20 protein-coding genes are annotated in these 24,728 nt (G+C 56.9%); 7 read left to right on the top strand and 13 right to left on the bottom strand.

What is annotated here, in order from left to right; translation table 11 throughout:
* Positions 1-27: 27 nt before the first annotated feature.
* Together EXV95_RS21515 and EXV95_RS21510 are read right to left on the bottom strand one after the other, a co-directional pair.
* Entirely contained in the window at positions 28-1,377 is a 1,350-nt protein-coding gene (locus tag EXV95_RS21515) for an NAD(P)-dependent oxidoreductase (RefSeq protein WP_176888403.1), read from the bottom strand.
* Complete coding sequence (locus EXV95_RS21510; RefSeq protein ID WP_176888402.1) at positions 1,377-1,535, bottom strand: hypothetical protein; 159 nt, start codon at positions 1,533-1,535, stop codon at positions 1,377-1,379. Before EXV95_RS21510 ends, EXV95_RS21515 begins: the two co-directional genes overlap by 1 nt.
* A 203-nt stretch (positions 1,536-1,738) precedes the next feature.
* Between EXV95_RS21510 and EXV95_RS21505 the strand changes: the two genes are divergently transcribed.
* On the top strand, positions 1,739-2,446 hold the full coding sequence (locus EXV95_RS21505) for a TetR/AcrR family transcriptional regulator (protein ID WP_176888401.1): 708 nt from the start codon (positions 1,739-1,741) through the stop codon (positions 2,444-2,446).
* 155 nt (positions 2,447-2,601) lie between these two features.
* Here EXV95_RS21505 and EXV95_RS21500 read toward each other — a convergent pair whose 3' ends face one another.
* Positions 2,602-3,489, bottom strand: coding sequence for a LysR family transcriptional regulator (locus tag EXV95_RS21500; protein WP_176888400.1), 888 nt, complete (start codon positions 3,487-3,489; stop codon positions 2,602-2,604).
* 102 nt (positions 3,490-3,591) lie between these two features.
* Between EXV95_RS21500 and argC the strand changes: the two genes are divergently transcribed.
* The 5 genes from argC (at position 3,592) to EXV95_RS21475 (ending at position 11,572) form a co-directional block, all read left to right on the top strand.
* A complete protein-coding gene (argC, locus tag EXV95_RS21495) occupies positions 3,592-4,542 on the top strand; it encodes an N-acetyl-gamma-glutamyl-phosphate reductase (RefSeq protein ID WP_176888399.1) in 951 nt (316 codons plus the stop codon).
* A gap of 190 nt (positions 4,543-4,732) precedes the next feature.
* A complete protein-coding gene (locus EXV95_RS21490) occupies positions 4,733-6,727 on the top strand; it encodes a tetratricopeptide repeat protein (RefSeq protein WP_176888398.1) in 1,995 nt (664 codons plus the stop codon).
* A gap of 67 nt (positions 6,728-6,794) precedes the next feature.
* Positions 6,795-8,597: a glycosyltransferase gene (locus tag EXV95_RS21485; RefSeq protein ID WP_176888397.1), complete on the top strand. Its 1,803-nt coding sequence runs from the start codon at positions 6,795-6,797 to the stop codon at positions 8,595-8,597.
* A 493-nt stretch (positions 8,598-9,090) separates the two neighbouring features.
* Complete coding sequence (locus EXV95_RS21480) at positions 9,091-11,235, top strand: pre-peptidase C-terminal domain-containing protein (RefSeq protein WP_176888396.1); 2,145 nt, start codon at positions 9,091-9,093, stop codon at positions 11,233-11,235.
* Between the two features lie 10 nt (positions 11,236-11,245).
* Positions 11,246-11,572, top strand: a complete 327-nt coding sequence (locus EXV95_RS21475) for a hypothetical protein (protein ID WP_176888395.1) — start codon at positions 11,246-11,248, stop codon at positions 11,570-11,572.
* 758 nt (positions 11,573-12,330) lie between these two features.
* Here the strand turns inward: EXV95_RS21475 and EXV95_RS21470 are convergent.
* From EXV95_RS21470 to EXV95_RS21425, 10 genes are read right to left on the bottom strand one after another with little or no spacing between them, the layout of a single operon-like run.
* Positions 12,331-12,945: a NeuD/PglB/VioB family sugar acetyltransferase gene (locus EXV95_RS21470; RefSeq protein WP_176888394.1), complete on the bottom strand. Its 615-nt coding sequence runs from the start codon at positions 12,943-12,945 to the stop codon at positions 12,331-12,333.
* A complete protein-coding gene (locus EXV95_RS21465; protein ID WP_176888393.1) occupies positions 12,942-14,600 on the bottom strand; it encodes a glycosyltransferase in 1,659 nt (552 codons plus the stop codon). Before EXV95_RS21465 ends, EXV95_RS21470 begins: the two co-directional genes overlap by 4 nt.
* Positions 14,591-16,867, bottom strand: a complete 2,277-nt coding sequence (locus tag EXV95_RS21460) for a glycosyltransferase (RefSeq protein ID WP_255485032.1) — start codon at positions 16,865-16,867, stop codon at positions 14,591-14,593. Before EXV95_RS21460 ends, EXV95_RS21465 begins: the two co-directional genes overlap by 10 nt.
* Before the next feature lie 23 nt (positions 16,868-16,890).
* On the bottom strand, positions 16,891-17,643 hold the full coding sequence (locus EXV95_RS21455) for an ABC transporter ATP-binding protein (protein ID WP_176888392.1): 753 nt from the start codon (positions 17,641-17,643) through the stop codon (positions 16,891-16,893).
* Entirely contained in the window at positions 17,640-18,425 is a 786-nt protein-coding gene (locus EXV95_RS21450; RefSeq protein WP_176888391.1) for an ABC transporter permease, read from the bottom strand. The genes EXV95_RS21455 and EXV95_RS21450 overlap by 4 nt, the downstream gene beginning before the upstream one ends.
* Positions 18,422-19,885 carry a hypothetical protein gene (locus tag EXV95_RS21445; protein ID WP_176888390.1) on the bottom strand — a complete coding sequence of 488 codons (1,464 nt, stop codon included), beginning with the start codon at positions 19,883-19,885 and terminating at the stop codon, positions 18,422-18,424. Before EXV95_RS21445 ends, EXV95_RS21450 begins: the two co-directional genes overlap by 4 nt.
* Positions 19,886-19,893: 8 nt before the next feature.
* Positions 19,894-20,994, bottom strand: coding sequence for a DegT/DnrJ/EryC1/StrS aminotransferase family protein (locus tag EXV95_RS21440; protein WP_255484833.1), 1,101 nt, complete (start codon positions 20,992-20,994; stop codon positions 19,894-19,896).
* Positions 20,987-22,078, bottom strand: a complete 1,092-nt coding sequence (gene gmd / locus EXV95_RS21435; RefSeq protein ID WP_176888389.1) for a GDP-mannose 4,6-dehydratase — start codon at positions 22,076-22,078, stop codon at positions 20,987-20,989. Before gmd ends, EXV95_RS21440 begins: the two co-directional genes overlap by 8 nt.
* A gap of 41 nt (positions 22,079-22,119) precedes the next feature.
* Complete coding sequence (locus tag EXV95_RS21430) at positions 22,120-23,604, bottom strand: mannose-1-phosphate guanylyltransferase/mannose-6-phosphate isomerase (protein ID WP_176888388.1); 1,485 nt, start codon at positions 23,602-23,604, stop codon at positions 22,120-22,122.
* A gap of 3 nt (positions 23,605-23,607) precedes the next feature.
* Complete coding sequence (locus tag EXV95_RS21425; protein ID WP_176888387.1) at positions 23,608-23,988, bottom strand: DUF2304 domain-containing protein; 381 nt, start codon at positions 23,986-23,988, stop codon at positions 23,608-23,610.
* Positions 23,989-24,364: 376 nt separating this feature from the next.
* Between EXV95_RS21425 and EXV95_RS21420 the strand changes: the two genes are divergently transcribed.
* A complete protein-coding gene (locus tag EXV95_RS21420; protein ID WP_055395161.1) occupies positions 24,365-24,655 on the top strand; it encodes a co-chaperone GroES in 291 nt (96 codons plus the stop codon).
* Positions 24,656-24,728 lie beyond the last annotated feature (73 nt).

Below are 24,728 nucleotides of genomic sequence, written 5' to 3'. Positions count from 1 at the left end.
CTCCCGTGAAAACTGGGGTGAAGGGGTTCAAGCCATCAATGCGGCGTGGATGGAGACAGCGGCGACCTTGCCGTGCTCCACCGCCTCCACCGTGAGGTCGCGGCCGCCCACGCGGCAGTCGCCACCGGCCCACACACGCGGCAGGCTGGTCTGGCCTTCGGCATCGGTGGCAATGCGCCCGCCCTCCAGCGCTATGTGGTTGCCCACGGGCTCGGCCACAAAGGTCTGGCCGATGGCCTTGAGCACCATGTCGGCATCGAGCGTGAAGGTCTCGCCGGTTTCCACCAGCTTGCCGCCGCTCAGTGCCGTGGCGGCAAAGCGCACGCCCTTGACCGCGCCGCCTTCGCTCAGTACCTCTTTGGGTGCGGCCCAGTGGCGGATGGTCACGCCATTCGTCTGCGCCCATTGCTGCTCCACAGCGGACGCCGACATGGCCTCTGCGCCCCGGCGATAGACAATGGTCACTTCTTCGGCGCCCAGCTTGCGTGACTGCACGGCGGCGTCTACCGCCGTCATGCCGCCGCCAATCACCACCACGCGGCGGCCTACGGGCAGGGTGGAGAGGTCGGCGCTCTGGCGCAGCTCGGCAATGAAATCCACCGCATTGCGCAAGCCGGTGGCCGTGGGCTCGGCCACGCCCAGCGCGTTCACGCCCTGCAGGCCCAGGCCCAGGAACACAGCGTCGTAAGCGCCCAGCAGGCTGTCGAGCGTGATGTCACGGCCCAGCTGCTGGCCTGTGCGCACCTCGATGCCGCCGATGGACAGCAGCCACTCCACTTCCTTCTGCGCGAAGTTGTGGGTGGTCTTGTAACTGGCCAGGCCATATTCATTGAGCCCCCCCAGCTTGGGACGCGCCTCGAACAGCACCACGTCATGGCCGCGCACGGCCAGGCCATGCGCACAGGCCAGGCCCGCAGGCCCAGCGCCCACCACGGCCACGCGCTTGCCGGTGGCGGCTGCACGCTGAAACAGCGGTGCGCCCGGCTTTTCAAAAAATGCGTCGGTCGCGTAACGCTGCAACGAGCCGATCTCCACCGGCTTGTCTTCGTTGGTGTTGCGCACGCAAGCCTGTTCGCACAGCACCTCGGTGGGGCACACCCGGGCGCACATACCGCCCAGCGGGTTGGCTTCCAGGATGGCACGGGCAGCACCCCGGTTGTTGTCCTGCGCAATGCGGTGGATGAACGAGGGAATGTCGATGCCCGTGGGGCAGGCCGTGGCGCAGGGCGCGTCGTGGCAGTAGTAGCAGCGCTCGGCCTCAATCAGCGCCTGCGCCCGGGTAAGCGGCGGATGTGCGTCGCTGAAATTGGCGGCGTAGTCGGCCAGGTTCAGGCGTGCGGCATGAATGCCGCAGGCACGGCTTGCGGGTGTGTCCATCAGGTTTCCTCCGAGAGGGTCAGGGTGGGGGTCTGGGCGCAGGCCATGCAGGCCGCCATGCGCGCCCGTGCCACGCAGCACTGGCTGCGCATGCGGCTGGGGCCAGCCAATGCAGCGCAGGCGCAGGCGCCTGTGCTTGCAAACTTCGGAGGTTTCATCGTGGGCCTCGCTGTAGGATTCAGGTGCCCGCTGCTTTGGTGCAGCGGTGCCCTGTGTGGTGGGTCAATTTACCAACCCGTAAAAATTTACCAATTGGTAAAATCCCTAGAGCAAACCCCGTGCCAGCCAAATCGCCACAAATCTCCGTCCCACGCCAGCGAAATGCCAGTTTTTGGCCCCTGGCTTGTTCCACAATGGTGCGATGACTGACGCCCGCCCGTCCCCCGCAGACACCGCCCCCCGCGCTCCCAGGACAACGCGCGCCACCTCCAGCGACGAGACAACGCCCCGCGCGCCCACCGCCTCACGCTTGCTCAAGGAACAGGGCATCCTCACTGAGGCCGAGAACCACTTTGCGCAGTTCGGCTTTGAGGGCGCCTCGCTGGAAAACATCGCAGCAGCCATCGGCATCAGCCGCCACAACCTGCTGTATTACTTTCCGAGCAAAGAGGCGCTCTACCAGCGCGTGCTCGACGACGTGCTCACCCAGTGGCTGGCCGGGATGGAAGACTTGTCGCACAGCGACGACCCCCAGCAGGCGCTGCGGCGCTATATCCGCGCCAAGCTGCAGTATTCGCGCACGCGCCCCCAGGGCGCCAAGGTCTTCACCAAAGAGGTGATTGCCGGTGCACCACGTTATGGCAACGCCATCATCGAGCGCGTGGCGCCGCTGCTCAAGACCGAGGTGCGCACCTTCGAACGCTGGGCCCGAGAAGGCCGCATCGCCAAGGTCAACTTCACGCACCTGATGTTCATCATCTGGTCGGTCACGCAGGCCTATGCGGAGCAGGAGGCCCAGTTCGCCCTGCTGCTGGGCAAACCGGCACTGACAGAACGCGACTACGAAAAGGCCGAGGAGCTGATCGTGCGCATGGTGCTCAGCGCGCTGGCACCGGAGAACCCTCTCTGAAGTAGCTCACCTTCACTACTATATTGATAGCTACTTACGATTTATAGATAAGCGCCAGAGCCTATTTTTATCTGTTATTTTGCGCATCCGATCTTGCGCAACATGGTGAGCAACACGACGGACATGGGCGGCGGCTCCCCCGTCTTACCGCAGCCCTACCCCTGCTTTTGCCGCCACAGCACATCCAGCACATGCTGGGTGGCCCGCTCGACTGGCCCCGCACGGTGCGCGATACCCAGGGGCCGCCACAGGCGGGGCTGCAGCGGCAGCATGCGTATGCGAGGGTCCCGTGGCACGGAGGTGGAAGCCTCTTGCGGCAGCAGCGTTGCACCATAGCCTGCCGCCACCAGGCTCTTGATGGCGTCGTTGTAGTTCAGCTGGATGCGCGCCCTGGGGTGTTCGCCGGCTTGCGCAAACCACTCGCCCGTCAGCCGTGACAGGCTGGTGCCATCGTCGTTGAGGATCAGCGGCTGGCTCGCCAGCCAGCCGGGAGTGACCCGCGCGGGCGAAGGCCAAGTGGACGGCACAAACGCCATGACGGGGTCGCGCCGCCACGGCAGCACCGCCACACCGCGCAGGGCTGCCTGTGGCAGGGCCACCAGGCCCACATCCAGCACACCATTGGCCAGCCGCGACATGGTTTCGTGCGAAGTGAGTACGGCCACCTGCACGTCGATGCCGGGGTGGTGCTGGCCCAGCGCCTCCAGGGCCTGGGGCAGCAGGTGCGCAATGGCCCCCGTGGAGGCGCCCAGGCGCACACGCCCCGCCAGCCCCTGCACCTGGCGTTGCACCAGGTCCATCGCTTCATCCGCGTCCGCCAGCAAGCGCCGGGCACGTTCGACCAGCACCTCACCCACGGCGGACGGACGCACCTCGCCCCGCTTGCGCACCAGCAATGGCGCACCGATGTGGGCCTCCAGGTCCGCGATGTGCAGGCTCACCGTGGGCGGCGCCAGGTGCAGCTTGCGCGCGGCTTCTGCGAAGGAGCCCAGGTCGGCAATGGTGACCAGGGTGCGCAGCCGGTCAAGATTGAGTTCGCGCATGACGTTCAGTAAACCTGATTCTGATGTTTGTGAAATTCAACTTTTCAAAGTTTAGACCGGGACCGAAGATTCCACATCCCCTCCATTGCAGGAACCCGCCCCATGACCACCCCACCCCTTGTCTTCATCGATGGCGACCAAGGCACCACCGGTTTGCAGATCCACGAACGCCTGCGTGGCCGCACGGATCTGCAGCTGCTGACCCTGCCCGAGGCCGAACGCAAGAACGCCACCCGCCGCGCCGAGGCCATCAACAGCTGCGATATCGCCATCCTGTGCCTGCCCGATGCCCCTGCCCGCGAAGCAGCCGCCTCCATCGTCAACCCCGCCGTGCGCGTGATCGACGCCAGCTCGGCGCACCGCACGGACCCGCAGTGGGTGTATGGCTTTCCAGAGATGGGCGCTGCCCAGGTCGCGCGCATTGCTGGCGCCAAGCGGGTCAGCAACCCAGGCTGCTACCCCACGGGCGCCATCGCCCTGCTGCGGCCCCTGGTGCAGGCGGGGCTCGTGCCCGCTGACCTTCCCATCACCATCCACGCGGTGTCGGGGTATTCGGGCGGCGGACGGGCTCGCGTGGACGAACATGAAGGCCCCAACGCAGCCAACGCCCCGGCCTTCCAGCTCTACGGCCTGGGTCTGGAACACAAACACACCCCGGAAATCGCCCTGCATGCCGGGCTGTCGCAACGCCCGTTTTTTCTTCCGGCCTATGGTTCGTTCCGCCAGGGGATTGCGCTCACCATTGCGCTGCATCTGCGCCAGCTGCCCGCAGGCACCACCGGAGAGCGTTTGCACGCTTGCCTGACCGAGCACTTTCTCGGTGCGGACCATGTTGAAGTCCTGGGCCTGGCGCAAGCGCAAGACACCCAGCACCTGGACCCGCAGGCCCTCAACGGCACCAACCAGCTGCAGTTGGGCGTTTTCAGCAACGCCCGCCATGGCCAGGTGCTGCTGACTGCCGTGTTCGACAACCTGGGCAAGGGGGCATCGGGGGCGGCGGTTCAGAACCTGGATTTGATGATCGGACGGGGCCCACAGAAATCCCAACCGTAACCGCCCTCCGGAGACAAGACAGACATATGCGGTCACGCCCAAAGCGGCCGGCACTACAAACCACCGCAGCGCGCTCCATCTAACGCTCTCTTCTGCGGCATTTTTCACGATTTGAGACGTTTTTTGGTCTGCTAAACTGGTTTGGTCTACCGTCCCACCTGGGCTCTGGCCCTCCTCCAAACGCCCTTCCATGGCCCAATCCGGCAAAGCCCCCTACTTTTTCGCCCTGGTTTTGGTATTGGCTGTGCTGGGCGTGTATGTGCCAGGACTGAACAACGAGCTGCTGTTTGACGACATACGGCTCACGGAAGGCTCCATCTTTAGTGGCTATGGCAGCCTGCTAGACCTCAAGGCGCGCATGGTCTCGTACGGCAGCTTCGTCTGGGTCGACCAGATCGCTGGCGCTGGCTGGTGGAAGCAACGCATCGTCAACATTGCCTTGCACCTGGGTGTGGTGGCTGCCATGTATGCGTTCTTCAAAGCGCTGATGGCCAGCACCCGTTTCCCGCAGGACATGGAGGACCAGGCGCACTTTGCCGCATCGCAAAGGGCTGCATTGCAGGTTGGGGTGGCATTGTTTGCACTCCACCCCATGGCGGTTTACGCGGTGGGCTACCTGATCCAACGATCCATCCTCATGGCAACCCTGTTTGCCGTGCTCGCATGCTGGGCCTTTGTGCGTGGGCTGCAAACCAAGCGAATGGTCTGGTACGCAGGTGCACTGCTGGCCTATCTGCTGGCCGTGTTGTCCAAAGAGCATGCGGTGATGACCGCCGCCCTGACCATTCCTATCTACATCCACATACGGCACCCCAGCTCGAAGAGCATTGCCGTCGTGTTGGGTGCTGCACTTGTGCTGATGGGCGTGGCCACTGCCGCACTGCTGCACTTTCGCAGCGACTTGATTGGTCGGCTCTTTGATGCTCAATCTGTGGCCTTTGCGCAGCAGCTCGAAGCGCTTCGCCCGGGCATCACGCAGCAGATTTTTCCCCTGAGCATCCTGAATCAAGCAGGGCTCTTCTTTGCATACGGGCTGCTCTGGATCGTGCCCTACGTTGGCTGGATGTCTATCGACCTGCGTCCCGCCTTTCCGCTGGGCTTTGCATCGTCCTGGCACCTGGCTGGCGCGGTGGCATATCTGGCGCTCTTTGCAGGGGCTGCGTGGCTGCTGCTTCGTCGCACAGGCGCATTGAGTCTTGCTGCGGTACTCCTTCTTTTTCCACTTTCGTGGTTTGCCACGGAGTTCATCACCGTCTGGGTGCAAGACCCTTTTGTGCTTTATCGCAGCTACCTGTGGGCAGTGGCGCTTCCTGGCTTGCTGGCGATTGTGCTCACCGGCTTCAAGCCCAAAGCAATCTATGCACTGGGCGCTGTGCTGGGGTTGTTGTTTGGGGCGCTGGCCCTGGAGCGCAACCTTTCTTTGAGCGACGAAGTCGCCGCATGGACCGATGCTGCCGAGAAGATTGATGTCAAAGCCCCCGCCAATGCCGTGGGGCGCAGCCGCCCTTTTCTGAATCTGGGGGCCTACTACCTGCGCAAGGGCATGACAGACCAAGCGCAGTGGAACCTGTCTACTGCGGCAGCCCTTGGAGACCTGGGTGAACTGGGACGCAGTGCACGCTTTAACGCGGGCGTGGTTCTGCAGCTCAAGAAAAAGCACGCGGAAGCACTTCAGGCTTTTGCCGCGGCAGAGGCGCAGGGGTACGCAGAGCCCGCCCTGTATTACCACCGAGGCGAATCCCAAGCAGCGCTGGGGCAACTTGCACCTGCGCTGGAGAGCTTCCACACTGCCGTGGTCAAGGCTGAAAAAGATCCTCAACTGCAGAGTACGGTACCCACAGTGCGCATACGGCTGGTGGAGACCGCGATGGCCCTGCAAAGGTATGACGAGGCCATCAGCGGGTTTAAGGTGCTGCTGCAGACAAACCCCAAAGATCCGCGCCTGCTGCTCGGCCTTGGCATGGCACGGGTGGGCAAAGGCGAAACCAAGGCAGCCATTGAGGTGTTTGATCAACTCATTGCCACCAACCCCGGCGCCCCGGTCTACTACGGCCGCGCCATCGCCCGCCACCAGGCGGGCCAGCAGGCAGCAAGCTTGAGCGACATCGATCAGGCCATCAAGCTGGACCCTCGGAACCCGCAGTACAACCAGATGCGCGCCATCATCGCTGCCCCAAAGAAGTAGCGACAGGCAGGCTGTGACTTTGCGCGTATTACACATTGGCAAGTTTTATCCCCCACACCGAGGGGGGATGGAAGTGTTTCTTGCCGACTTGATCAAGGCACAGCGCGCAGCAGGTATTGATGCTGCAGCGGTAGTCCATGGTGATCCCGAGGCGGGAGACCCGCCCTGGCTCACCCGGGTGCCTGTGCAGTTGCAACTGGTTTATGCCCCGATTGCGATGGGGTTCCGCGCCGCCTTGTCTAAGGCCATCGCAACGCACAGGCCGGATGTTTTGCACCTGCACATGCCCAACAATTCCGCTCTTTGGGCCCTGACTCTGCCCAGCGCACGATCCATACCGTGGGTTGTGCACTGGCATTCGGATGTGGTGGTCTCGCGCATCCAAACCACCATAGCACTGGCTTACCGGCTGTATCGCCCCTTTGAGCAGGCGGTGCTCTATCGTGCCGAACGCATCATTGCGACATCCTCTCCCTATCTCGAAGCGAGCGAGCCCCTGAAAGCTTGGCGGCAGAAATGCGCAGTCATCCCCCTGGGCCTCGACACCAGCCATCTGGATGTTGAACCGGACCATGCCGTCGGAGCGGAGTCCCCTTGGAGCAGCAACACCCTGCGCCTGTTATCCATTGGCAGACTGACCTACTACAAGGGATTTGAAACGCTGATCAAAGCGGCCATGGGCTTGAACGGTGTGGAGCTGTTGATTGTGGGTGACGGAGAGCTTCGCAAAGAACTACAAGCCTCGATCGACGCGCTCACGGCTGCTGGCAAGCCAGCCAACGTGCGGTTGATGGGCAATGTGGATGATGGGCAAAAGAACGGCCTGCTCCACACCTGCGACGTGTTTTGCCTTGCCTCACGCGAACGGACCGAAGCCTTTGGCATGGTGCTGCTTGAAGCCATGCACCATGCCAAGCCGTGCATCGTATCGGCGCTGCCAGGTTCAGGCATGCCTTGGGTACTGAAAACCGCTGGCGCGGGCCTGCAAGCCCCTGTCGAAGACGTTGCGGCCTGGGTAAATGCTATCCAGCAGATGCAAAACAGCCCCACCCAACGCTCGCACTGGGGCATGGCAGGGCAACGCGCCTTGCAGACACATTTCTCCATTGCGGCTTGCGAGCAACGCATTTCCGACCAATACGCACTGGCGGCGCCCGAGACCGACCATTACCGTGATAGCCGAAAAGACATGCTTATCGTCATCCCAGCCCGCAATGAAGCAGCCACGATCGGCACACTGCTTGCTGCCCTCAGAGCACAGGGCTGGCACGACATCGTTGTCATCAACGACCAAAGCACTGACGATACCGGCGCCATCGCGCGTGCAGCCGGTGCACGGGTGCTCAACCCGACATTGCCCATGGGTGCTTGGGGCGGAATGCAGGCAGGCATTTGTTATGCGATCCGGCATGGATACCAGGCCGTCATCACCATGGACGCCGACGGCCAGCACGAAGTGGACGAAATCCCGACGCTGCTCCAGGCGCGCGATCAAGCCGACCTTGTTGTCGGCGCCTTCCCCGAACGGGCAAGCCGCCTGCGCCAGCTTGCGTGGCGGTGGTTTCAGCAACTGGCGGGCTTTGATCTGCGCGACCTGACCTCCGGCTTTCGGCTGTACAACCACAAAGCCATGAAGACACTTGCGTCGCGTGAAGCCACGTTGCTCGACTACCAGGACTTGGGCGCGCTGTTGCTGGTGCGCCGCGCAGGCCTGACGATCACCGAAGTCCCCGTGTCCATGAATTTGCGCGCTGTGGGGACATCACGGATTTTCAATTCGTGGTTCAACGTGGGCAAATACATGATTGCCACCACCCTGCTCTGCCTCGCGCAGTGGAAAGTGCGCAGAGAGCAATCAGTGCGCAAGTAAAAGCGGGATACGCACGCGGCGCGGCCACGCGGTGCCGATGCTGTGCTGAAGGCACCACCAATTTTGCAAGCCGTGTGATGAGGTGGGAGCACGACACCCCTGCGCCTTGCCAGCCGCGCCGGAGCGCGCTTCCACACCCAAATCTGCGCCACCGCAGGCCTTGGCACGCAACCTGCCAAAGACGCAAACTACCGACGAAAGGCACTCAACTTCCGTCTGAGCGCGCTTGCCACGGGTGACAATCTGCATTAGATTTTGTCTGAAATTTACATTGAATTTACATTGCAAGTCCAGCCGAACAGCCCCGGCCCGCCGTAGTGCGGCCCCGTTGCTGAACCTATTGCCCCGCAAGATGAAAAACATAACTACTCAAATCAGGTCAGCGTGGAGATCGATAATATTTTTATCGATCACGTCGACTGCCATTTCTTTTGGAGCAGCCCACGCCCAGCAAGTATTGCAACTGGTTCCTGGTAAGCCGCACTCAGAAACAATGGCAACCACTGCCCTGAACACCAAGCTGGGCGAATCGTTGCGCATAGAAAACCTGAAAATTAACGACGAAGCCCCCTCAGTTGTTAATCTGGAACTTCGCCGTTCTGAAGTTGTTAGTAGCGGCACGCAATATATCGTGGTCGATGACAAGGGATCGCGCACTTTTCCCCTCGCTACCGCAGCTCACTTTATTGGCAACCTGCAAAACCAACCAGACAGCCAAGCTTTTGTGACGGTATCTTCTGATGGTGAAATCCGGGCCATCATTCACCAAGGCGATGACACGCTGATCAACGAATTGCTGCCTGAACGCAGCGCAGGCGGAGGAAAAGCCGTTTCGCGCCTGATCGACCATCAAAAAGACTTTGTCAACCGAGAATTTTCGTGTGGCGTAACGCCTACCTTTCTGAGAACCGATCCCGTTCAACGCCAAGTTGGTATTGAAGAGCTATTAAAAACTGGCAGGAAAAATTCTCAGGAAATTCTTACAGAGAAGGCTGGTAGTCCACGGCGCGCGGATATTATTATCGACAGTGACTACGAGCTTTATCAGAAATTTGGCACTGAATCGGCCACTTTTAACTATATCACCAACCTGCTCACCTATATCAGCAGCAGATACCAAACCGAAATTACTACCCGATTTAATCTTAAGCAGATTATCGTACGCACCACTTCTGCCGACCCCTGGAGCTCAACTTCATCCACTAACGTCATGCTGAATGAACTCCAGGCGTTTTGGAACGCTGGGGTAAATGCATCGGTAACTCGTCATCACGTCCACCTAATGAGCGGTAAAGCCGTGGGCGGTGGTATTGCCTACGTGGGCAGCCTGTCCAGCCCCACCATTGCCTACGGCGTGAGCGCGGGTCTGTCTGGCACCTTCAATGCCTCAAACCCCCAAGTCATCTGGGATTCCATCGTAGTGGCCCACGAAATTGGGCACGCGTTTGGCAGCTCGCACACCCACACCTATGACAACCCCTTCATCGCCCCGTCGCCCAACACAGGCGGGGCCATTGACTGCTGCTATTCGGACAATGCCACCGGCCAGTGCGGCGTAGCACTAGGGGGCGCTGGACGTTATGGGAATCTGCCGGGCACATCCTCAATCACTGGAGGTGGAGCGGGGCAAAGAAATGGCACCATCATGAGTTACTGCCACCTGCTCAGTGGCGGCATGGGCAATCTTGCATGGACTTTCGGAACCGATCACCCCTATGGCGTGAACCCAGGGCGGGTGCCTACCGTAATGTCCAACCAAGCCCAGTCAAAGTTGCCGCTGGACACATCCGGCACTTTCGACCTGACGGTGAGCAAGTCGGGCACAGGCACTGTGACAAGCTCTCCTGCCGGGATTAACTGCGGAACTGACTGCACTGAATCTTTGGCCAGCGGGACGGTCGTTACGCTCACTGCAGCACCTGGCACGGGCTACAGTTTTTCAGGATGGTCGGGAGATTGTTCTGGAACCGGTACATGCACCGTGACCATGAACTCCGCCAAGAACGTTATCGCCAACTTCACAGCAACCCCCACAGGCTTGCTATCGATAGCGAAAATCGGGACTGGGACCGGCACCGTGACACGAACGGGCGGCGCCATCAACTGCGGCAGCACCTGCACGGAATCTCTGGCACCCGGATCCGCCGTAACCCTGACGGCCAGCGCCGCTGCGGGGAGCACCTTTGTAGGCTGGAGCGGAGGAACATGCACCGGGAGCGGCTCGTGCGCGTTCACCTTGAATGCCAACACCACGGTCAACGCCCAATTCAACCTGAATGCTGGCGGACGCACCTCCACGCCTTTGCTCCAATCAGATCGTTCTGGCGTCAGCGGCTCGATGCAGTATTACTCGGTCAATGTACCTGCAGGAGCCAGAAACCTGAGAATTCAGATTAGTGGTGGCTCTGGTGATGCTGATTTGTATGTCGAGCTGGGGCAGACACCAACCTTATCTTCGTACGACTGCCGCTCTCGCCAAGTTGGAAATTATGAGTCATGTGATTTCCCGAATCCAACACCGGGAACGTACTACATCATGTTGTACGGATATACCGAATTCAGCGGAGTTACGCTAGCCGCGAGTTATCAGAAACGCGTTGTTGATATTACCCCCATCATCCAACTCCTCCTCGAATGAGGTTTATAAAATGAAAATCATTTCTCGAATCACTGCTGCATCCCTTCTCGTGCTGCTCGCCTGCACTGCGCACGCGGGCTCGTCGTCGGGCAAGGTAACGACGATGTTGATCAATTCAAGTAATTTTCTGTTCTTCACTGCCGGTGTCAAATCAGGCTCGCCAGCATGCGGAAACAACAATGAATGGGCCATCAACTTGGCCACCGCACAGGGTAAGACGATCTATGCGCTGCTGCTCGCAGCACAAGCACAAGATAAAACTGTGGTCATTGCAGGGAATAACACGTGCAATCACTGGGGCGATCGCGAGGACGTTCTGTACGCAAACTCGCTCTGAAATCCAGTTCAATCCGACACCAAAAACGGGCTGTCTTGGTTGTGCGGACAATCAGCCAAACGATATGTCGGTCGGAGTTTGCCGGATCGGCGTTTTATTGAGGCTGGTTGTAGTCAGTGCCTTGGGCGTTAACATCTCGCGGTGGTGCGATTCGTTAACCTTAGGGCAAACTGAGAAGTGGATTTGTATCTTGAAAGTCGATTGAGACGACTTCCTGATGCTTGATAATCAAGTAAAAAGTGATCCAGATATGGACTGCAAGCCTCTGCAGACCCTCCGATAAGTCGCGCACAACCCAAAGTGTGCGGTTAAATGGGAATCTGAAGTAAAGGTTCGCCATCCTGCCTCTTGGGCAAGTCTGTTCCCCACGCGCAACGCCGCACCATCTGTTGATGGCTCTCCTGTGCGAAGCCTCGGCACTTTGCCTTGCCGTGCAACCCGAGAGCGACGGGGTTACGGTACGTGGAGTGCTCAGCAGCGACGAGCAAAACCCAAGCTCCTTCTAGCGCCATCTCGGTTTATCGCCGCAGGCGTGGCGAAATGGTGCTCGCCAACAGCAGCTCTATTACCTGGCATAAGGTTCTACCAGTAGCTGTTGCATGTCCGTTTGCTCATACTCTCGCGAGGCCAATTGATGGCTTCTGGCAAGGCAGGCGTTAGGTTCGAACGATGTGCTCTCCGCGTGTTTTGAGCAGTCCGAACTCAGCTTTCCGGTGGAATTGCCGCTCGACAGCTACTAGCAACATCTGGCGCTTAGACTATTTGATTCTTTTGGCCGGCGCGCCAACGTAAATACCTGCCTCGTCGACGTTCCTGACCACGACGGAGCCCGCGCCAATTGTGATCCCGTCGCCAACCACGATGCGATCAATGACAACGGCGCCAGCACCCACCATGGAGTGACAACCGACCCGGCTGCGTCCAGCAACCGTTGAGTTGACGGAGATGTGAGCATAGTCACCTACGATGGCTTCGTGCTCCACCAAGGCACCTGTGTTCACGATACACCCGCGTCCAATCTTGGCCATGGGACCCACGTGGGCATGGTGTCCGATGAAACTGCCTGGTTCGATGGAACTCCCGACACCCACGGTCGCAGACGGTGAAACCAATGTCACCAACTCCCACCCAAGGGTGGCAATCTCGCTGCATTGGGCAAGACGTGTTTTGGAGTCGCCAGATGCAGCAAAGGCATGCAGGCTTTGACCGGGAAAACCGTCGACATTGCGAACGACGACATGTCCCAAGAAGTTCTCACCCGGTTGCGCACTGGCCTCTATAAAAAGCAGGTCTTGGTATCCACATGCTAGCGCCAGATCCCCAACACTTCGTGCATGCCCCCCAAAACCAAAAATTGCAAGCTTCTTTCTCATAGGCGAGATTGCGCTCGAACCGCAATTTTTTCCAAGACGTCTACATGCTCTCTCACCACATCAGACCAGGTGCGGCCACTCAAGGCTTGGTATGCGACCTTTTGAACTTCCAACAATTCCTGCCGATTATGGACTGCCCATTCAATCCGGTTAGCGCAGTCTTTCCAGCTATAGGGGTCGAAAAATGTCAGCCGACTCAGTTTTTCATCTGACAGAATTTCCTGTGCGACGGGTATTCTTGACATAACCACCGGTGTCCCCACCGACAACGCCTCGGTAAACGTAAAAGGACATCCGCCTTCACTCAAGGTCGGATTGACCGCTATATCTGCAAGCTTGTAGCAGGCCGCCAACTCTGAAATACTGAGCCCGTGCAAAAACAGCACATCGCCCTCCAGCCGGTTTTCAACAACGAAGCGCCATATCTCGGGCATTGCCGTTGGACTTCCAGTCAACAGCAATTTATGCCCCAAGTACCGCTTACGTAATAAGTGCTCATACGCTCGTAAGAGCAGCAGAACGTTCTTGTTCGGCCTCAGCTGGCTGGCATAAAACAAGAATTTAACATTCAAGTTCGAAAAATTTGCTGCATAGGCGTAATTGCCACTCTTTCGTAGCGCATCAACCAACAAGCCCTGGCAAAAAATTCTGGATGGAACGTCGCCTTTTTCGAAACCATGGATATTTACCAGCGCGTCTAGTGAATTAGTCGCATGCTGAATAACTGCAACATTACCGGCCGGTACATTATATCGATCCACCAAGGTGTTCCATTTCACGGTTTCGCTGTAGGTGACAAAATACTCACCACCCCGAATCGCCGTCTCTACGGCCTCGAATGTTCGGAGAAACCTGTCACCACCGACACCGGAGAAACCAACCGGGAAATCACAAAGCACAACATCTGGTACACACATCAGACGAGGCGCTTTTATTTTGTGAAACGCAGGCCAGAACGCCGTCGGGCAATACCATGCTCGAATGTCTTCAACAGCCTTTAACTTCGACCACATGCGCCGAAGCTCTTTCTCCTGCATTTTATCAAACAAATCCAACACCCAAGCGTGGGCCTCGGGCTTCTCCATCAAACTGGAATATCTTCGAAAAACAGTCACCCATTTATTTTTGGCTATGCGAGAACCAATATATTTCCAAAGAAAACTCAGCCTGCCAACCACGGAGACAAGCAATATCAATGGCGATAATATGACAGCGAATGGCAAGAATACCACGGCTAGCGGGACCGCGTATAAAACAAAAAGAATGAGGCTCCAGACGTTATAAACGGCCACCCCTCGGGCCGACACTGTGTCTACAATTTTTTTACCCGATCCAACCGCAGCGCCAAAGAATCTGGTAACCAAACTTGGGCGTTTTGGCCTGGCGCGATATGCACGAAATAACTCATACAAGCGCAATGCATAGGGCTTGCGCGATGGCGCAACTACGTCAAAAATGCTTGCTGATACTTGCTCACTCTCAAAGAGTGATTCGAGGGCATCCTTGGTCCAGCTGGGACACAAAATAGTAAATTTAATATCGTCGATGGGTTCCGCACCCTTAAGAAACATCGCAAGATGCCTGCCGAGCCCCTGGTCTCGAAGATCGACTGTGGGTGGATAAGCGACGAAGATTCCGTAATGCCTTACATGCATGCCGCCACCTCTTGCCAATACCTCATGGCATGGGCTTCCACTCGCTGGCACTTCAGCTGCTCTTCGGTCGGCAACAGTTCGACGCGTGCGTGATTCTCGAGCTCCATCGTTTTCAATTGCTGCGCCATGTTCTGCGGTGAATCAGAGTCCATCCAAAGCAGATTCAGCGAGAATTGTTTGTCGATTTCTCTCATCGCAGGATAATCGCTTGATAATGCGGGTACGCCCGAGCAAGCAGCCTCAATCACGCTGAACGTTCCATTATCAATGCGGCCAGCGTGCCACAGAAACTCGGCATTCCTCAGCTGTTTCCTGTATTGCATGTCTGGGAGCTCGCCCATCCATATCACCTTTTCTGACAGCACCTTGCTTTGTTGGAAAATTTTCGACATCTGCTGAAGGTGAGGCAATGCACTGCTTAGCATTCCACCAGTATTGACACCTGTTACTCGACAATTGAGGCGGCCATCCAGCTCCGTGTAATATATTAGTAGCGCTTCAGCGGCGTTTTTATGATTCTTATGCCGGGACGCATTTGTCGTCCACACGAAATAGGGTCGGTGGTTTTTTTTAAATATACTTCTTTCACGCTCGATGGGGAATTCGGGTGCCAACATGGGAACCTTGACGACCCTGCGTGGTTCCACACCAGCGTATTGCAATGCGTCTTCTTTGGTGAACTCCGTGGTTACCAAGACGCGCTCAGCCGATCTGGCTGCATCCAAGAATGGCGTATCGGCACCGTGCGACAATATGTTTTCATACCTCTGCAAGTAGTCGTAGACCATCAAAACCAATGGCCGCAAAGGAATGATGGGATAAGGGAGGCGATCGCTTACGACAACCCAGACGCTACAGTCCAACATTTGCTGCATCCCATCGTCGGGCGCCATGTAGTCCTGGTCCAGAGGCTCCCAGTTCTCGTAGCCGGCATATCGCATAGCTCTTCTCGCCTCAGCCGGCTTCAGTATTTTCCACTGGTAAGGCCTGCGCGCAATGTCCGGAGAAAGGTCATTGAACTCCTCTTCCGTATAAGAGGCAGGATCATCAAGATGGGCGAAAACGATATCAGAGTCCGCGTTGGATTGCTGACTGCCAACTTTTAGCGCCTTGGCCAAGGTAAAGGCACCACGCAGACTTCCCCCTCTGTATCCGACGGGGAGAATGACAGCAATTTTCTTTATGGAACTGGTCTGCGGCCGCACCGACTGTTCTGAGCGCCAGGAGGCGAGCTCTGCTGCTACACGCTGGAAACCACGGGACCACGGACCTTCGCAGTTTTCTGGCTCCATGGAGTTCAGCAACACTGGCTGACTGGCTTTGATGCTTGCAATGAGCTTTTCGTCACCCGCCAATATGCGCTCAACTTTTCTGCGTGCCTCCGCAAAATCTCTGCAACGACCCGGCAGGTTCTTTCCACCAAGCAAGTCAAGCATGCCCCCTGCCATGAACACCAACGGCATGCCAGCCCGGATCGCCTCAAACGGGTGGTAGTGAATATGATTCGGCTCCTGAGAGTGATAAAACATCACCCGACTTTGCTTCATTACTTCGGCATAACGAGAATTGCTCACAAAGCCCAGAACCCGGGAGTCATTAATTGGTATTGGCTGCGCCCCGCCAATTCGGTATGGGATATCGTTGAAGACTTTTAAAAAATCAGTGTACACCCGCTTGAAATACGGGGACGATCCGATTCTGGGACAGACAAAAAATACCAGGCGATCGTTGCCTTCCCAGACGTCCGACAGTTGCGCGTTCTTCATGCCCACCGGCATGTATACGGACCGCCGATCAACAAACGCCTCCTCGCTTTCACGCAAGTGTTCGTATCCCATGCCGAACCAGAATTTCTTGCCCACTCGACTGACAGCTGCAACCAGAGAAGCGCCTCCCACTTTGTACAGCAGTTTTGAGTACGTTTCTTCCCCCCCCAAGCCGAAAGCACGCAGAACTATTGCCCCTTTGAAATTGAGGCATGACGACATTATTTGACGGGGAAAGAAACCGATAAAAACGACGTCAAAATATCTGTTCGCTAATTCCCATGCCTCCTTGCTTGGCTCACCATACCAATTTTGCGCGTTCAACAGCTCGATCTCATCAGCATTCAATCCGAGTTGAGCGTCATGGTCAGTGCAAATGCTGGCCGAAAGATTACCTTCGTCGTATGGAAAGTTTTTGGGAAGAAAAATCTCCTTGATTCCCAATCGCAGAAGCTGCTGAATTTCGAAATTACGAAGCGTGGTGTGATTGAGGAGCCACATCACGCGCAGGGGCTTTGGGGAGATCATATAAGGCCGTTGACCCTTTTGTACTCTGCGATCGCATCATTGATCGATCCATCGAATATGATTTCACCATGATGGAAAACCAGCCCCCTGGAGCACAGAGTACTCAATGCACCGAAATCGTGCGATGCAAGAATCAGGATTTCCGCCTGTTCAATCAAAGCGGCAATTCGGATTTTTGCCTTCGCCATGAAATTCGCATCGCCAGCGCCGATTACCTCGTCCAGTAGTAGAACGTCACCACCAACCGCTGTTGAAATAGCAAATGCCAGGCGAACCTGCATGCCAGCAGAGTACGTTTTGATAGGGTAATCGATGAACTCCCCCAATCCAGCGAATTCGACGATGGAGGCCTCTTGGGCACGCATGAATGCGGGCGTCAATCCTAGCAGCAACCCCCGGTACAGGATGTTTTCCCGGCCTGTGGCGTCTGGCTCGAAACCCATGCTGAGATCGAACAGTGATCGCACTTCGCCTCGCACTTCCACGGTACCAGCGGACACCGGATACAAGCCCGCGACGGTCTTCAGAAAGGTGCTTTTGCCCGCACCGTTGTGGCCAAGGAGACCGACGCGCTCTCCCCCCCTGATCTGAAGAGAAATGTTCTTCAGCGCGTGCACGTCTTTGACTTCTGCTTTCCTCGACCCAATCTTGAAGGCACCAGCAAGCAAGGACTTCAAAGAGCGCTCTTTGAATGCAACCGCTGCGTAATGCAAGTCGACTGCATGCAGATTGATGTATGGCTGCTTCATAAGTAAAAAATGACCTTTCGCTCTGCTGACCTACCTACCAACCAAGCGATCAAGGAGAAAACAACCACTGCCACGAAAGTGAATAGATAATTTTCCAGACTCGGCCACTTGCCCTCCAGCAAAGGCGCCCTGACAATTTGAAGGAGGTGATAGATCGGATTGTAGTCCACGAGAAAATCGAGACCGCCCTGGCGGAACATTTTGGCCTCAAAATAAACAGGGGACAAAAACCAAAGCGCCTGCATTACCAAACCCGTCGCGTGAGGCACATCACGAAAGCGGGCACCGATATATGCTAGTAAAGTGGACAAAGGCCAGAGAATCAATCCCAAAATAGGAAAAACAGTCAGTATTGCAAGCCAGTGAAGACCGATGTTCTGAGGAAGCACAATGGCAGACCAACCGAGAAGCGACGTGCTAGCCAAAGCCAGCACTATCAGACTTGTAAGTACGGTGCGCAGTGTGTAGATTGCGAGTGGGTGCTTGCATTGTTTAATGTATGCATCAGCTTGAACAAATGACAATGCTCCACCAGTCACACACGCGGTAATGCACTCCCAGAATATTATTCCGGAAAGAATATAGGGTGCATAGGTATATATATCAGACTTGAACATCTTGCTGAGTACTATCGCCAGCAAGAGCGTCATTCCAAGGGGCTGGATGATGGACCACAGCACCCCCAAAAATGACCGGCGCCATCTCGCGCGCAAGTCTGCCAAAGCTAAGTGCGTCCAGAAATAGCGCGCTCGCCAAATACCTTGAATGTAATTTTCGCTCATGGGGAAACACTCTCTACCGGTCGAACCGATCCACCAGCCCACCGTATGCCCAGCCCATGGTTACACCGGTCCAAGCACAGCTGCTCGTTACTCAAAACCATGGATGTACCGTCACTGAACTGCACGGTGGCTTGTTTTTCCGTGACCGCCACCGTCATGGTTCCCGACAAGGGCAGGTGAGTGAACACATTGGGAATCGGCAAGAGCGACCAAGTCTGCCCATCATTTCGCCAAACGGACAAGACGGCCTTGGCGTCCACCGGTCGAAGTAACACTGCCGACACGGTGCTGTCACCGCCGTTTCCTTGATATCCGAGCACCGCGGAAATGTGTGCCTTGGGGTCGTTGTCCAAGCTGTACTCGAACTTGATTTGCGTGGGCGAATTTTCATTTTTGATTGCCAAGCTCAACTGATCGACAGCTGCGCACTTGAACCCGTCATTTGAGATGGCGGGCGCTCCAAACACCGGCTCATAGGTTGCCCACAAGCGAGCGTTCTCGGCAACGGCACGTGATCCCGACAGTCGGCTGTGGGAAATTTCCATCAATGCATCCTTGGCCAGCAAGGCTGCCAGCCCTTTGAACGGCTTCCCGTGATGCGCGTCATCGGGCGCATCCAGCACCCGAACTTCCATCACTACGCCGTAGGGGCCAAGACTTAGGTAGTCCAGAGGTTTCCAGGTTTTGGCATCCAGTATCCACAAGCCGCTCAGCGAGCTACGGCGCAGGTCCCGTCCAGACTTCTGGCTTTCGCCGACCAGCACATATTCATCGGTCGCAGCTAAACCACGTGTGTAACCTTCAGAACCGGACTCCCATAGCGGATATTTATCATGCAAATCTATAAGGCTACCACCCTCTGAGTGACAGCTAATGCGCTGACCGTTGCTTTTGATCCATATATTATGCAATCCCGTTTTTCCGACTACTGCCTCAACAGAGATAATTTCCAACCCAGGATAGCTAAATACTGCAAGCTTTGAACCCTTAGAAAATCCATGTGCAATAACGTACAGACGGTCGTCACGCAGGAATACCGAATTAAGATGGTCGCCCGTCAAATTTTCAAGAGATAACCGATCCCACCGTTCAGAGCTTATTCCAGCCTCTTGATAAACATTCGGCCTCCCATAATCAAACACACTGATCACGTTACGTCCAGTGTTTGCACAAACTATTCTATTATCTGGGGCGCAAAATATCTGATGGGGGGCCGATAGAAAATTTCTGCTACGCAGCCCCCCCTTAGAAACCCAGCCTCGCTCCGACAATGCATAAGCATTAATATCGGTGAGAGTGGCACTATCCAATCCGGTATGGGAAAGTACCAGATCATTATCACCATCAAACCACGAGATGCCGTAGTATTCAGGACGGCCATTCTCTAATGCTTGTACTTTTTTTGTTTGCAGGTCTACGAGTAGCAGCCAGCCGGTCGTGGCAACAATAGCGTATCTCATCCCTCTGCTCAACCAAAGAACTGGCGGATCTTGCCCGTTATAAAACTCACATCCTCGCGACTCAACCCCGGATAACTTGGTAAATTAATACCACGCGCTGCCAGTGATTCTGCGACCGTAAAGGTCTCATCCGTTGCGCAGTGGGGCATGGTGTGCGAGGGATAAAACACAGGGCGTGTCTCGATTCCCTGAACCTTCAAGAAATCGCGGAGTGGCTGGCGCTGTTTTGCATCATTCACCGCTATCGAACACATCCAGAACGAATGCACCGTATCGGGTATTTCTCTGTGTGTCACCAATGGGAGGTCTGCGAGGTTTTCCTGGTACCAGACAGCTACCTGCCGCTTTCTCGCCAGAATCTCCTCCACGTTCTCCAGCTGCGCCAGACCAATAGCAGCACAAATATTGGTCATACGGTAGTTGTACGCCACGACATCGTGCCAATACTCCTGCGTCTGTGACACTCCCTGGTTCTTCAGGTGAAATGCGCGCTGAATGGTGTCCTGTTCTTTGGCAACAACCATCCCACCTTCGCCGGTGGTGATGGTCTTGTTGCCGAAAAAGCTGAACGTGGCAACATCGCCAAACGTGCCTACGTGACGCCCTTTGTAGCGTGAACCAAAGGCTTCGGCGCAGTCTTCCACGAGCAGAAGCTTGTGTTCTTCGCAAATCGCAACCATCGCGTCCATGTCGCACGGAAGGCCATACAAGTGAACCACCATGACCGCCTTGGTCTTGGGCGTGATTTTCCGTTTGACGTCTTCGGGGTCAATCTGCCACGTGCTATCGAGAGAATCCACGAAAACCGGCTTAGCGCCCGTCTGGATGATCGTGTTGACCGACGCGATGTACGTAAATGTCGGGACGATGACTTCGTCACCCGGTCCGATGCCCAGCGCTTCGAGTGCAAGGTGAATCGCTACGGTTCCGTTGCAGACGCTGGTGACATTTGAAGAGCCAATATAGTCGCCAAAACACTGCTCGAAGCGCCGGATGAATTCGCCCTTGGATGAGATCCACGTCGTATCCAGGCATTCATTCACGTAAATTTTCTCACGCCCGCTGAAATACGGTTGATAAACGGGAATCATTTTTTCCGGCTTATTCATGGTGATTGAAATACTTGAATCCGTGTTGCTTGACGAGTTCATCGCGCTGGGCACCCTTCAAGTCTTCCTGCATCATTTCGGACACCAGTTCCTTGAACGACGTGCGCGGCACCCAGCCAAGCTTCTGCTTGGCTTTGGAGGGGTCCCCGAGAAGCGTCTCAACCTCTGCGGGTCGGAAGTAACGCGGATCCACGGCCACGATGCAGTTTCCGGTGGCCGTGTCATAACCCTTCTCCTCGACGCCTTCACCTTCCCAGCGCAGATGGATTCCGATTTCCTCCGCTGCACAGTTGACGAAGTCTCGCACCGAGTGCTGCTCGCCCGTCGCGATGACATAGTCCTCCGCCACATCCTGCTGCAACATCAGCCACTGCATTTCCACGTAGTCCCGCGCGTGGCCCCAGTCCCGCATGGCGTTCATGTTGCCAAGGTACAGGCAGCTTTGCAGGCCCAGCTTGATGCGCGCCAGTGCACGGGTGATCTTCCGCGTGACGAAGGTTTCGCCGCGAATGGGTGACTCGTGGTTGAACAGGATCCCGTTGCAGGCATACATTCCATAAGCTTCACGGTAGTTCACAGTGATCCAGTACGCGTACATCTTGGCCACCGCATACGGCGATCGGGGGTAAAAGGGCGTGGTCTCCTTCTGCGGTATTTCCTGAACCAGCCCATACAGCTCCGAGGTCGATGCCTGGTAGAACTTGGTGGAATCTTTGAGGCCCGCAATCCGAATCGCCTCGAGCATGCGCAGGGTCCCCAGTGCGTCCGAATTGGCGGTGTACTCGGGCTCCTCGAACGACACAGCGACATGGCTTTGGGCTGCTAGGTTGTATATCTCGTCCGGTTTGACTTCCTGCACCACCCGGATGAGGCCGGAAGAGTCGGTCAAATCTCCATAATGCAGCGTCAGGTCATAGCCTTTATTGTGTGGATCGTGGTAGAGATGATCGATGCGGTCCGTATTGAACAGCGAGGCACGACGACGAATTCCATGCACTTCATAGTTCTTTTGCAAAAGGAACTCTGCCAAGTAAGCACCATCTTGCCCTGTAATGCCGGTAATCAGCGCGACTTTTTTCTTCAATTCTCTCTCCAATTAATCAAATATAATCGAGCAAGCATGATTTAAGTAGCTGGAGCGTGATTCTCGTTCACGCGGCCATAATTGTCTTCAAATCTGACAATATCATCCTCACCGAGATAGCTGCCGGATTGAACTTCAATGATTTCCAGCGGTACTTTGCCGGGGTTCGTCAATCGATGCACGTGCCCCAGCGGGATATACGTGGATTCGTTTTCCCCCAAGAGGAAGGTTTTCTCGCCATTCGTCACTTCTGCAGTCCCCTGCACCACGATCCAGTGCTCGGCACGGTGGTGGTGCATTTGCAGGCTCAGGCGGGCTCCGGGGTTCACCACGATGTGCTTGACCTGGAACCTGTCTCCGCTGTCGATGGAGTCGTACCAACCCCAGGGCCGATGCGTCTTGCGATGCGTCTGGGTCAACAGATGCCCTTCTTCTCTCAATTTCGACACGACATGCTTCACATCCTGCGTCTGCCGCTTGTCCGCTACCAGGATCGCATCGGCAGTCTCCACGACAACGATGTTGTCGAGTCCGACCCCGGCCACGAGCCGGCTGCTGGACAGCAGCAGGGTGTTGGAACACCCGTGCTGGATGGTGTCGCCGACCTGTGCGTTGCCGCGTGCGTCCTGCTCCCGCACCTGCCATAGCGCATCCCATGCCCCAAGGTCGGACCAGCCAGCCTGCAAGGGCACGACACACGCCGGAATGCCCAGCTCAGGCCTGGCCGGGAGCCGCTCCATGACGGCATAGTCGATGGAATCCGAGGGACATGCGCTAAAGGCGCTGGGCTCGGGTCGGACGAAATCGATGTCTTTCTGGGCGCCTACCATCGCAGTGCGGCACGCCGCGAGGATGTCTGGCCTGCAGCTTTCGATGGCCTTCAGCCAGACACTGGTGCGCACCATGAACAGGCCGCTGTTCCACAGGTAGTTGCCGGAATCCAGGTAGGTCTGTGCGCGGGCGAGATCGGGCTTTTCGGCAAAGCTGGCGATGTGGTGCGCCCCGCCACCGTGCAGGGCGTCGCCACACTCGATGTAACCATAGCCCGTTTCGGGCTTGTCGGCGACGATGCCGAAGGTCACCATGGCACCACCGCAGGCGATGGCGAAGGCTTTCTCAATGGCCGTGTGGAAAGCTTGCAGGTTGGCGATCACATGGTCTGCCGGCATCGCCAGCAGCACAGGATCACCCCCCTCCGAAACGGCCTGAAGGGCTGCCAGCGTCAAGGCCGGGGCAGTGTTGCGCCCAGCCGGTTCCAGCAAGATCCGCGCGCCTCGGATGCCGGCTTCCTGCAGCTGACTGGCCGCAAGAAAGCGATGCTCCGCGTTGCACACCAGCACAGGCTCCTTGGCCACCGCGATGTGGGAAAGACCGTTCAGACGCAGCGCAGTGTCCTGCAACATGGTGCGTGCACCTGTCAGCGCCAGGAACTGCTTTGGATAGGTTTCTCGGGACAATGGCCACAGGCGGGTGCCGGAGCCGCCGCACAGCACGACGGGCAACAGAACGTTTTGGGAGTCAGTCATGGGCTAGCGCAGGTCAGGGTCAGTTTTTGTTTGCGAGTGGGTAGCGGCAGGTGCCTTCAGGTCTGCTTCCAGCAGGGCGATCCGCTGGTTCAGCCGACGCACGTCTCGCTCAATGCGGGTGTTCAGCATGTCGCTGTGCAGTGCCTTTATCAACAGCACCATGGATACCAGCAGTAAGAGCAATGTCGGCGGATAGATGACACCAAGCACCATCGCAAGGCGGTCAATCAATCCTGGCCAGGCGCCCAACACTGCCGCAGCACCAGCAACCAACACCCAAAACAGCCCGTGCATGACGTACAGGTGGTCCCGGCGAATGAGGTACAAGATAAGCGCTGCGAGGCCGATGCCCATGAGCGTGGTGGTGAGTTGCAGGGGGGCCATCAGATTCCTGGACAGAAAAGCTTCTAGTCGAACCGCAATCGACATGCGGTGGCTGGGAGCCGCTAAGGTAGAAGGGGCCGCTGCGACCATACAAGCCGCACAGGCGTGGATTCGCAAGGCACCCTTCACTGACTGAAATGCGATTGTAGGTGCTCGGTCGTTACACACTGCCGCCAAGCCCCCCCATTCAGCAGTTCGAACCGTAAGCAAATATCTCAGACGTGCATCCGGTCTCTTGAAATGGGGTGGAATGCCCGTATCATTAGCACTCACCGCAGACGAGTGCTAACACCGCCTCGGCTGCCGGAAGTTTGGTAGCGCCTGGGCCTCCAGGCGCTGAGTACGTCAGCTTTTTACTGAAAACAGGAGCATTGCAATGAACCTTCGCCCTCTGCACGATCGCGTGATCGTCAAGCGTATCGAAAGCGAAACCACGACGGCCTCCGGCATCGTGATCCCTGACAACGCCGCTGAAAAGCCCGATCAAGGTGAAGTGCTGGCCGTCGGCCCCGGCAAGAAGAACGACAAGGGCGACGTGATCGCCCTGAACGTGAAGGTCGGTGACCGCGTTCTGTTCGGCAAGTACTCGGGCCAGACCGTCAAGGTCAACGGCGATGAGCTGCTGGTCATGAAGGAAGACGATCTGTTCGCAGTGGTCGAGAAGTAATTTCTCACCTCTCTGAATTACTCACTTTTTCATAGCTGCTTGCGCTTACTAGATAAGCGCTAGCGGCCAATTT

This window comes from Acidovorax sp. JMULE5 (assembly GCF_013376875.1).
GTDB lineage: Bacteria > Pseudomonadota > Gammaproteobacteria > Burkholderiales > Burkholderiaceae_C > Acidovorax > Acidovorax facilis.
This window is presented reverse-complemented; position numbering and strand designations above follow the sequence as displayed.